Source organism: Chamaesiphon sp. OTE_8_metabat_110 (assembly GCF_031382685.1).
Taxonomy (GTDB): Bacteria; Cyanobacteriota; Cyanobacteriia; order Cyanobacteriales; family Chamaesiphonaceae; genus Chamaesiphon.
The window spans coordinates 1-10,787 of the sequence record NZ_JANMZA010000403.1 but is presented as its reverse complement, the minus strand read 5'-3'; the positions used below and the strand labels follow the sequence as shown (position 1 = coordinate 10,787).

Annotated in this window: 10 protein-coding genes and 1 pseudogene; 5 read left to right on the top strand and 6 right to left on the bottom strand. The window is 48.1% G+C overall.

Annotated features, from left to right (window positions below; genetic code table 11):
• From RMO52_RS24760 to RMO52_RS14735, 3 genes are all read left to right on the top strand, one after another.
• On the top strand, positions 1 to 162 hold a 162-nt coding region (locus RMO52_RS24760; RefSeq protein WP_396134996.1), incomplete at its 5' end, for a roadblock/LC7 domain-containing protein.
• A 267-nt stretch (positions 163 to 429) separates the two neighbouring features.
• A complete protein-coding gene (locus RMO52_RS14740) occupies positions 430 to 1,284 on the top strand; it encodes a DUF4388 domain-containing protein (RefSeq protein WP_310415555.1) in 855 nt (284 codons plus the stop codon).
• A gap of 6 nt (positions 1,285 to 1,290) precedes the next feature.
• Positions 1,291 to 1,848, top strand: coding sequence for an ATP/GTP-binding protein (locus RMO52_RS14735; protein WP_310415552.1), 558 nt, complete (start codon positions 1,291 to 1,293; stop codon positions 1,846 to 1,848).
• 158 nt (positions 1,849 to 2,006) lie between these two features.
• Here the strand turns inward: RMO52_RS14735 and RMO52_RS14730 are convergent, their stop codons facing one another.
• Both RMO52_RS14730 and RMO52_RS14725 read right to left on the bottom strand, forming a co-directional pair.
• Positions 2,007 to 2,921: a slipin family protein gene (locus tag RMO52_RS14730; protein WP_310415549.1), complete on the bottom strand. Its 915-nt coding sequence runs from the start codon at positions 2,919 to 2,921 to the stop codon at positions 2,007 to 2,009.
• Positions 2,922 to 3,126: 205 nt separating this feature from the next.
• Positions 3,127 to 4,638, bottom strand: coding sequence for a site-2 protease family protein (locus RMO52_RS14725; protein WP_310415546.1), 1,512 nt, complete (start codon positions 4,636 to 4,638; stop codon positions 3,127 to 3,129).
• Positions 4,639 to 4,692: 54 nt separating this feature from the next.
• On the opposite strand from RMO52_RS14725, the gene RMO52_RS14720 reads away from it, so the two are divergent.
• Positions 4,693 to 4,890: a hypothetical protein gene (locus tag RMO52_RS14720; protein ID WP_309740832.1), complete on the top strand. Its 198-nt coding sequence runs from the start codon at positions 4,693 to 4,695 to the stop codon at positions 4,888 to 4,890.
• 357 nt (positions 4,891 to 5,247) lie between these two features.
• The gene (locus RMO52_RS14715) at positions 5,248 to 8,085 is read left to right on the top strand and encodes a DUF4394 domain-containing protein (protein WP_310415543.1); all 2,838 of its coding nucleotides are present in this window, start codon (positions 5,248 to 5,250) and stop codon (positions 8,083 to 8,085) included.
• 254 nt (positions 8,086 to 8,339) lie between these two features.
• Here RMO52_RS14715 and RMO52_RS14710 read toward each other — a convergent pair whose 3' ends face one another.
• From RMO52_RS14710 to RMO52_RS14695, 4 genes and pseudogenes are all read right to left on the bottom strand, one after another.
• Positions 8,340 to 8,867 carry a DUF4330 domain-containing protein gene (locus RMO52_RS14710; RefSeq protein WP_310415540.1) on the bottom strand — a complete coding sequence of 176 codons (528 nt, stop codon included), beginning with the start codon at positions 8,865 to 8,867 and terminating at the stop codon, positions 8,340 to 8,342.
• 98 nt (positions 8,868 to 8,965) lie between these two features.
• Complete coding sequence (locus tag RMO52_RS14705; protein WP_309744476.1) at positions 8,966 to 9,220, bottom strand: DUF5340 domain-containing protein; 255 nt, start codon at positions 9,218 to 9,220, stop codon at positions 8,966 to 8,968.
• A 65-nt stretch (positions 9,221 to 9,285) separates the two neighbouring features.
• The gene (gene trpC, locus RMO52_RS14700; protein ID WP_310415537.1) at positions 9,286 to 10,170 is read right to left on the bottom strand and encodes an indole-3-glycerol phosphate synthase TrpC; all 885 of its coding nucleotides are present in this window, start codon (positions 10,168 to 10,170) and stop codon (positions 9,286 to 9,288) included.
• 241 nt (positions 10,171 to 10,411) lie between these two features.
• A pseudogene (locus tag RMO52_RS14695) lies at positions 10,412 to 10,787 on the bottom strand (DNA polymerase III subunit delta); the annotation flags it as partial.

Genomic DNA, 10,787 nt, shown 5'->3' with positions numbered 1-10,787 from the left:
GTCGAAAAAATCATGGTTGAGGGTGCTGATGGTTATGGCATTCTCATGGGTTGTGGCGATGATGCGGTCTTCCTCGTGTTGGCAAACCAGTCTGCTAAGCAAGGTTTATTGATGCTCGATATTAAAAGAGCCGTCAATGAAATTAAAGCGGCACTCAATTAATTAATAATTAATAATTAATTTGCCAGCGATGATGAATTGGGAGCGAATATCTTTATCGATATTCGCTTTTATCTGTCCGCTGTCGTTACTAAAAGTGCGATAAAAGATTGTTTTTCTCAAGCATTCAGATACTCTATATATCTAAATTAGTTGAAGTAAATTAAAGACAATCGATACTCAATATTATCTAGATACACTTTCCTTGGTGGATTTATGTATTTTCAAGAAATAGATATCCACTAACTCGTAAATATGTTGGAGATATAAATGTCCTTAGCTGGCTATTTATCAGAATATTCATTAGCTGAAATCTTTCATTTCGTCCAAGAGGGCAACAAGACTGGATTACTATCACTCGTGCCCGAAAATACTTTGGGGCGCTCTTTTAGTAGTGGTTATTATCTTGCCTTTGAAGGTGGACGCATTATGTCTGTCACCGATGCTGCTGGTGCAAAGCATCAGAGCTTGCTCGACCTAATGCAGCAACGCCGCTGGCTCTCCGTAGAGCAAGTGGTCGGATTAAGAACGCGGATCGCATCGCTCGATCGACCATTAGGTACCTATCTCAAGTCGATAGATGTTGTCAATGCCGAGCAATTAACATTAGTATTCAATTCTCAAGTAATTGCGGCAACTTGCAAACTATTTGAAATCCACAATGGTAAGTTTAAATTCGATCCGCAAGCACCATTAAGTTATGGTGAAATGACGGGATTGAGTCAGACAGCTAATGAGGTTGCCTTGTTGGGATTGAGAATGCTCAAGGATTGGAGTGGTTTAACTGCCAAATTACCCGCGCCGGAATTCGGTCTTCAGAGATTATCTACTAGCCCTGGATTGCGACTGGATGCTCAGGAAGCAAATGTCTGGAATCTCGCACTAGGAGAGCTATCGATCGCTAAAATCGCCGAGAAACTCGGACTAGAGATCGCTAGAGTTCAACAGATCGGCTTTCGCTTGAGTGCGATCGGATTGGTACATGAGGTCACGATCGAGCCATCACAACCGCTAATCGGTCTTCAGGAAGCACCGCCTGTCTGTGTAGGCGGGGGGAATGCCAATGTGCCAGTATCGGCTTCGTTCTTGAGTAATTTAATGGGCTTTTTGAAGAAAAAGGGTTGACAAATAATGGAAATTATGAATCTAGTTGTCACAGGAACGGTAGGTGCGGGTAAAACCACCTTCATTCGTTCTGTGAGTGAGATCGAAGTTGTCGATACCGATCGCAAGGCTACCGATGAGGTGTCCGAGATGAAGCAAAATACCACAGTGGCGATGGATTTTGGGACGCTGCCATTTGGGGATGAGATGGCACTGCACATCTACGGTACTCCCGGTCAGATCCGGTTTGATTTTATGTGGGAGATCTTGATCGAACGCGCTCATGCTTACGTCCTCTTGATTGCCGCGCACCGCCCGAGTGAGTTCCATCACGCCCGCCGGATTATGAATTTCATGAATCGCCGCGCCCAGATTCCGATGATTATCGGGATCACTCACAGTGACTGTGAGGGTGCGTGGAGCAGCGAAGATATTGCACTGGCGCTGGGTTATCAGGATATCGCGCAGCAACCCCCGATCGTGCTGGTAAATGCTGCTGACGGCGAATCTGTCGCCATGTCACTGATCGCCTTGGTGGAACATTACATGCACACGACAGCGGCTGCGGCAGCAATTGCTGGTTAAATAACCCGAGTTGCTATAATCTCAGCGGTTAGAAACCGCTGCTCATGATGCGAAGTCCGCCTACGCGGACTGAATTGATTAGTCCGCGTTGGCGCACTTCGCATCACTAGCCACGATTTTAATCGTAGGCATTTTTAGAGGCAGTCACACAGACAAAATCACATTCGATCGAGTCGATCTGACAACAATTGAGATTTTTCCTCTGGCGTCTGTACTGGTGCGGGTAAGTTGAGTTGGTGGGTGATATTGGGATTGAGTAAATTCTCTGTTGGAGTAGCTTTTTGTTGACTCGCTAGCGCAGCGGCAACATTATTGTTATGAGCGGCGGTAGACCATTCTTTTGCCAGACTAATAATGTCAGAAGGGATCATCACTAGCGTAGTGGTATTATTTTCGGCACCAATTTCAGTCAACATTTGCAATCGTCGCAATTCCAAAGCTGCGGGATTTTCCATCATTTGTTGTGCGGCTTCACTGAGCAATTTAGAAGCTTCTTGCTCGGCTTCAGCTTTGATTAGTCGCGCGCGTTTTTCGCGAGCGGCTTCGGCTTCTTTCGCCATCGCCCGCTGCATTGAAATCGGGATTTCGACATCCTTGAGTTCGACGCGTTCGATCGCGACACCCCACGGTTCGGTGATTTCATCGACGATTTCTTGCACTTTAGCGTTGATTTTATCGCGACTTTGGAGCATGTCATCGAGATTATGTTGACCGACAATATTGCGGAGGGTCGTCATCGAAGCTTGATACACCGCCATTTGGTAGTTTTCTACTCTACTGATGGCTTTCATCGGATCGATGATTCGATAGTACAGCACGGCGTTGATTTTGATCGTCACACTATCGGCAGTAACCGCCTCTTGGGGCGCGATATCGACAGTCTTGGTGCGGATATCTACTTGGACTTTTTGGTCGAGAATCGGCGTAATGAAGTACAGTCCCGGCCCTTTTATCTGTTGAAAGCGTCCTAAGTGAAAGATCACCCCGCGCTCGTATTCCCGATCGACTCTAATGCCCGATTTGATAATCGCCACCGCAATTATCGCCGCAATTCCAAATCCTAATTCGCCCATGATATTTAGTTATTTAATTAACGATCGATTCTCGATTCTGAATAATGTGTATGTGTGGGTGCGTTATCCTACGGAGTAACACACCCTGCGATCTTAATCCCTTACCCTAAAGCCTAGAGCCTCAAAACCCAAAGCCTAATTCCTAATTTCTTACCCCTAAAGCCTAAAGCCTAAAGCCTAAAGCCTAAAGCCTAAAACCTAGTTCCTATCCCCCAATTCCTAATCTTCCAGCCAACTCGGGACTAAAGGGAATAATTGTTGCAGCCATCAGAAATAAAGCGAGTAAGCCTAGCGCGGCGCGAGTATCATTTGGTTCGGTAATTTCATCTAAACTCGGGCGTTCCAATGCCCGTTGGAGAAATCCGACTAAAATCAACCAATAGAAAATTACTAAATTAGCAGGATTGAAAAAAGCGACAAATCCCAAAATTACTAGCGTAACTAGGGTGCTGCGTTGAGCGGTTTTGCGTCCATAGATCGCTTGGACGATTCTCCCGCCATCTAACTGTCCGGCTGGCATCAAATTGAGCGCATTGATTACCAATCCCAACCAGCCGATGATTACCAATGGATGAATGGAAAGCGTCGCTTGATGTGCTGTCTCACCTAAGATAATTTTAGCAATACTACCAACTAAAATCGAACCTTGCAGAAATTGCGAGGGAATTTCTAAACCGCTTCCCGACTGAGATAACAGCAGTCCGACTACCAGCATCATCAGGGAGATAATTCCTCCAGCCGCAGGGCCAGCCAAGGCGATATCAAACAGGGTCGATCGATCGGGTAATAAGGATTCAAATCTAGTAATCGCCCCAAATGCGCCAATTTGTCCGGTGGGGAGAAAGAACGGTAAGCCGATTTTGACATGACGCCTTTGTGCGAGTACTTGATGTCCCATTTCATGAGCGATGAGGATCGTCCAAACTCCTAGCGCCAGCGGTAACACTTCGCGGATGCGCTCGGTATGCTCGTAAAAATCAAAGCCTAGAAATACCCCCATCGCCTCCAAACTAGTCGCGATCGTAGCGATGAGCATGACTACGGCGAGGATCTGCTGTCCGACTGTTGCAGGCTGGGGGTCGCTGCTACTGGGCAATACGACTACTACCGGACGATCTTCGGGATCGGCAACCAGAAACAGACGGTACTTGTCGCCAACTTTGCTGGCGAGCTTGTCTGTCAACCGCTGATGCACTGCCGCTGCCTCACCGCGCAAATTACCTTTAAAAATTGCCCCTTGTCCGTAGGCGAGCGTTTCAGTAGCATAAAAAGTATCGATGCCGAAAATCCCTTTAATCCCGCTCAAGTCGGCGTCGGGGATAGCTAGCACGTCCATCGCGCTCGACAGGTCTCGATCGCCAATTTCGGCGGTGATGGGGAGCTGTTCGATTGGCATTTTGCTTTGCCGATCGCGCAGCCGCTCTGCGAGTTTGACTGCTATTTCCGGATCTTGGGCGGCAAGGCGGACTTGAGTTCCCAACCAGATATACAGGCAAGTGGAAATGACCAGCAGTAGGAGGATTCCGGCAAGATTGATATAAAATCCAGCAACTAATGCCCCAAAGCTCAACAGCCACGGCACCATCAACACGGCTGATTGCAGCCAGGAGAGCGTCCCAAATTTACCCAAGTCTCGATTCCGATAATAACCCCAGCCCAGGATACCGAGTGAGATTGTTAGGAGCGCGATTGTTGTTGTATTTGCTGCTGTAATCATTTGTGCTAATTAGATACTGGAAGTAGGTCGCGCCGATCGCTACCTATATATAGGATGACAGCAATATTCAGTAGCGGCTACTACTTAATGTGCGGTGTGACGATTCGTTACCAGTCTAACTCGATCGCCCCAACTTCTAAAGTGAAGTCAGGGCAATTCGATCGATCGTCAAATTTTAGCTACTCCCTTCCCGCTCAAGAACTAGATATCTGTAGTTCACCATCCACTATTCACTCTCCACTCTCTTACTAGATGTCTAATCAGTCACTAGGAAGGGAGTCAGAACGATGTCCAACGGGTGCGATCGATTTTCGGTCTAATCCTTTTGGTAGATGATTATCGAGCTGCGGCGCTGTAACGTAGTCGATGAGGGCGTTTGTGCCGATATGAGCTAGAAAAACATTTTGTCTGAGGTGCTGGTGCCAACGTTCGGTGGTTGGCGGACAGTGGCGGAAATCTTACCCCGGCGGCAAGGTTTTCGAGATAGCGATGCTGAATGAAACTTTTTACCCATTTGAATCCAACATTCTCAACCCAACGTATTAACAGTAAGTCTATTCTGCCTGTTAACTTCTGCATCTGCCGACTCACCACATTCACCAGACAACTATGGCAACATCTTTTATCGCGCTCAGTGACAATAATGTTCTCGTGTCTTTTAATTCTAGCAATCTGTCTAGAGTCAGTTCTATCCCAGTCACAGGGGTAGACGGTTCGCTACTCGGCATCGATACGCGTCCGGCGAATGGACTGATTTATGGGATTACGACAGCAAACTCGATTTATACGATCGATCCCAATACGGGCATTGCGACTAAAGTTAGTACTCTCAGCACCCCATTTACCGCCACCTCAGTATCGGGATTTGACTTTAACCCGGTCGCCGACAGGTTGCGTCTAGTCGGGGATAACGACCAAAATTTTCGGATTAATGTCGATACTGGAGCTGTCATTGTCGATGGCAATCTGGCTTTTGGTGCGGGAGATGTCAATGCAGGTGATAACCCCAACATCACCGCTGCCGCCTATACTAATTCCTTCGCTGGCACGACTGCGACTCAACTCTACGATCTTGACAGCTTACAAGACGTTCTCGTCCTGCAAAATCCGCCGAATAATGGGACTTTGGGGACAATTGGTAATTTGGGCGTAGATTTTGGCTCCCTGAGTGGGTTTGATATTGTCTCATCCTCGCTGAATAATAATGCCGCCTTTGCTACTTCTAGCGGCAAACTGTACTCGATCGATCTAGGCACAGGCGCGGCAACTAATCTGGGTGCTATCGGTGCGGGTTCTAGCCAGAACTTCAAGGGACTGGTTGCCGCAGCAGCTCCAGACATCAATCCCATTGCGGTCAATTCCCAGTTTTTGGCATTAACTAATGATAATAAGCTACTTTCCTTCAATCCTAGTAGCCCCAACCGGACGACTACAATCGCGATCTTGGGTGTAGATGCGCCGCTGTTGGGCATCGATACGCGTCCGGCGAATGGGCTGATTTATGGGATTAGCACGGCAAACACGATTTATACAATTAATCCCAACACAGGTGTTGCGACTAAAGTTAGTACCCTCAGCACCCCATTTACTGCCACCTCAATATCAGGATTTGATTTTAATCCAGCCGCAGATCGGCTGCGCCTAGTCGGGGATAACGACCAAAATTTCCGCATTAATGTAGATACCGGAGCGGTGACTGTCGATGGCAATCTCGCTTTTGCGGCGGGGGATGTCAATGCTAGCCAAAATCCCACGATTACAGCAGCAGGATATACTAATTCCTTTGCCGGAACGACTTCCACTCAACTCTACGATCTCGATGCCGCTCTCGATGTCCTCACTTTGCAGAACCCGCCCAATAACGGTGCCTTAACTACGGTCGGCAGCCTGGGTATCGACTTGGATACTGTTGCTGGTTTTGATATTATTCCTGGCAGTAATGGTAACAATGCTGCTTTTGCAATCTCCAACTCGATCCTGTACACCATCGACCTCTTAACGGGTCAAGCTACCAATTCGGGAGCGATCGTGTCATCATCTGCCGATACCTCGAAGTTACGCGGGCTAGCAACAGTTAGTAGCGCCAAGATCGTGAATCCGATCGCGACTAACTCCCGATTCCTCGCCTTATCTAACACCAATACGCTAGCCTCTTTTAATCCTGGCGATCCCCGTGCCGCACGCTCGATCGCAGTAACAGGACTCAAAAGTGGCGAAACTTTACTAGGTATCGATACCCGACCAGCCAACGGTCTAATTTACGGACTCACTAGTGCGAGTAACCTGTATACGCTCGACCCCAACAGCGGTGCAGCAACTTTGGTTAGCACCCTGAGTCAACAATTTACAGGCACAACCGTTACGGGTTTTGACTTTAACCCCGTTGCCGATCGGTTGCGCTTAGTTGGCGACAACGACCAAAGTTTGCGAATTAATGTGGATACGGGAGCGGTGAGTGTCGATGGCAATCTCGCTTATGCCGCAGGTGATGCTAATTTTGGTGCCAATCCAGCAGTATCAGCAGCAGCATACACTAACGCGATCGCCAGCCCCACTGCTACCCAGCTCTACGATATCGATACCAACCTGGATATCCTGACTTTACAGAATCCACCCAATAACGGCACGCTCACCACAATCGGTGCGCTGGGCACTGACTTTAGCGCATCGAGCGGTTTCGACATTATTTCTACGGCTGAGGGCACGAATGCCGCCTTTGCCGTATCCAATTCTACCCTCTACAGCATCGACCTCCAAACTGGTGCAGCTTCAAATCTCGGCACGATTGGCTCTGATGGCAAAACTTATCAGGGACTCGCCACCGTTGCTAATTCGACGATCGCGCCTACTGTTGTCTCTGTCACGCCCAACAATACGGGTGGCAGTGCGGTAATTTACGATATTACTGGCGCAAACCGAGTCGCTGCCACTTTGGACAACAATCCATCTACAGCGTCTTTTGCCGCCTTCGATAACTTCGTGGGCTTGTATGAAGTGGCTGATGGTTCGGGCGGAATCGATGCTAATGGCGATGGAATTGTCGAACTGCTGCCCGGAGATGCTGCCTATGCCCGATCGGCGATCGCCAATCGGGTCAAGGACGTTAACATCCGTGCGGGTGGCAATGCGAGTAATGACACCACTCCGACAAATTTTGGCAATGTTTTCTTGACAGGAGGCAAGTTCTATGCTCCTTTTGTCATTGCCAATCTGGGCAACTCAACACCAGAAGACTTTTTAGCAAGCAATCCCAACAACCAAGCAGCTACCAAGATTGACGATCGAGTGGCTTATTTTGGGATAACTAATGCTAATCCTGACAAAGCCAGTCACCTACGCTCTTTGGGCAATAATACTTTCGGGTTTGAGGATTTACCTGGTAATTTAGGAGTTTCTGACAATGACTTTAATGATGCTGTATTTCAGATAAGCTTCAAAGTGGGCTGACGATCGGTAACTTTCGCTAGCTAGACTCTTGAGAAGTTGTCAGGTCATCGGTAATACCGTTACTGGCGAGATCTAATTAAGTAACGTGAGTTCGGGTTAAGGATATTTGCTTCGTTCTTGACCCGCCGCCGATTGAAATCGGGGCTAGTATTGCAAAGTCCGCCTTCGCGGACTGGGATATTAGTACAGCTTCGGCGGACTTTGCATCATGAGCAGCGGTTTCTAACCGCTGAGGTTATGGGTAGCAACTTGGGTTACTTATCCAAATAGCGAATATCGATGACCGTACCGTTGAAGTTGTAATTAAGCTGGTCGATTTCGACCGTAGAACCGATCTTCATTTTAGTATTTCCCAAGACTAGCCCCTCTTTAGTTTTCTGACCTTTGCCTGTAACTGTGACGATCATATCGACACTATAAGAATCCGGACGGGGATCTTTGAGCGCCTTGAGCGAACCGTCTGACTGGGGTACGGCGAGAGTCCGATCGAGTTGGCGGACTGACTTGATATCGACTTGTCCGGCTGGTTGATTGCGAATTACAAAACTCAGCTTACTACCCGGACTAAACTGGGTCATCAACGATTCGGGATTGAGGACGTTTAACCCTCGGACGATCACGTCTGCTTCTACGGCTTGAGGCTTATCTTGACCGTTAATGCGCCCCGAACTTCCTGGCGAAATAAATATCCCAGCCACCACAAATAATATGACTAGGGCAGCGCCAAGATCGAGAAGGCTGACCTTACCAAATAATCTACCTTGGCGATCGAGAATAGACATAAATACTCACGTTTACGGGGCTACATTCCAACTAGACAACAGATTAAGTGTCAGTCTACAGTTAGTATACAGCGATCGGTGGCGATCTAATTAGCTGCCTAATCCCTAGTGGCAACTTCCTCATTTCTGAGCACCGAATTGAGCGCCCAAACATGTTCGACTTCCATCTGCTGATGCTGGCAAGTATCTTCCAACAACTTATGTTGAGACAAAGCCTTGCGGAGGGTGACGATCAACTGCTGCACTCGTTCGCGGACGATCGGATCGCGATCGGCGGTCATGATGGTTTGACGTTCGAGAACTTGTAAAATCAGTTCGTAGTGGACTAATGATGGTAATTTAATGCGATCCATGAATATGCCTTCACCCGATGCCGCACAGGTCGGTGATTGATTAAGTGGGTAGATTACAGCGGTAACTATGCCGTAAATAGCTGAAGGATCGCTTGTCCGGGATCTTCCTGCTTTATTAAGGATTCCCCAATTAGGACAGCATTAGCTCCAGCACTAGCTACTATTTTAAGATCTTCAGCAGTAGATAATCCCGATTCACTGACGATCGAGATGCCGCGATCGCGGATTTGCGCTCGTCGGGGGGCGAGTAATGCCGCTGTATTGTGTAAATCGACACTAAAATCGGCGAGGTTGCGGTTATTAATGCCAATCAGCTCGACACCATCCAAGCTCAAGACTCGATCGAACTCTTCTTCAGTATGTACCTCGACGAGCGCCGTCATCCCCAGTACCCGCACGATCTTCAGAAAATATTGCAAATCCACATTATCTAAGATCGCCGCAATCAGTAGCACTGCGTCGGCACCATGAGCGCGCGCATAGTAAATCTGATAGGGATAAATCACAAACTCCTTACACAGCAACGGTAAATCTACCGCCTGTCGCACCGCCGCTAGATTCTCAAAACTACCCTGAAAGAACTTGCGATCGGTTAATACCGACAAACAGCTCGCACCCCCCCGCTGGTAAGCCTTGGCAATCTCCACCGCATCAAAATCAGCCCTAATTACCCCTTTACTCGGCGACGCTTTTTTCACCTCCGCAATCACCGCTGGCTGGGTTTTCCCTTGCTTAATCGCCCCCAAGAAGTCCAATGGTGCCGCCATTGCGGTGACTTGCTTTTTCAACTTCTCCAGGGGGATCTTATCTCGCATCACGAGGACTTCCCGCTCTTTATCCCACACGATTTCTTCCAAGATATGTGCGGGTTTGCCATCGGGAACGACTATTTGATACTCCAGCGGGCCAACATTGACAGATGAACTAGGCGGACGACGACGAATTTTCATGATGAGATGGGAGATGGGAGATGGGAGATGGGAGGTGGGAGATAGTTGAGATTGGTACTTCAATTTAGCTGCCACAAAGTTCTCCACGATTGAAATCAAACAGATCTAGAGAGTAAAGTTTAGAGGATCTAGGATCGGGCTTACGATCGAACATAATTCTCGATCGAGGGCTGAATCTTCAGGATATTAATGAAGCAAACTCCTCTAAGACTGAAGACATACTCTAGTGTAGACAACTTTACTACTCTACCCCCTCCCATCTCCCATCTCCCCTAAAGACTTGACACAACTCGATCGCGTGCATTTGCAGCGTAGACGTAGCTTCACCACCGCGCTTGAGACTATATTCCAAATCTAAAAGCAGAGGGAGACTCGCGGCTAGTCGATCGGCAGTGGTAGCTTGCAGTTCTTGCTTGATGAAAAATAGGCGTTTGGGGTTGCCAAAGCCAGCGGCGGTAGCAATGACTCGATCGTCCTTTTCATCGACCTCCAAGAGCATTTTCACCCACAACCAGGTGCGAAATTGACCGATGAGGGTGGCGACAATTTTGAGTGCGGGTTCATTGCGATCGATCAGTTCGGCGACCAGTTGCAAAGCAGTCCCGACATCGCCTTGC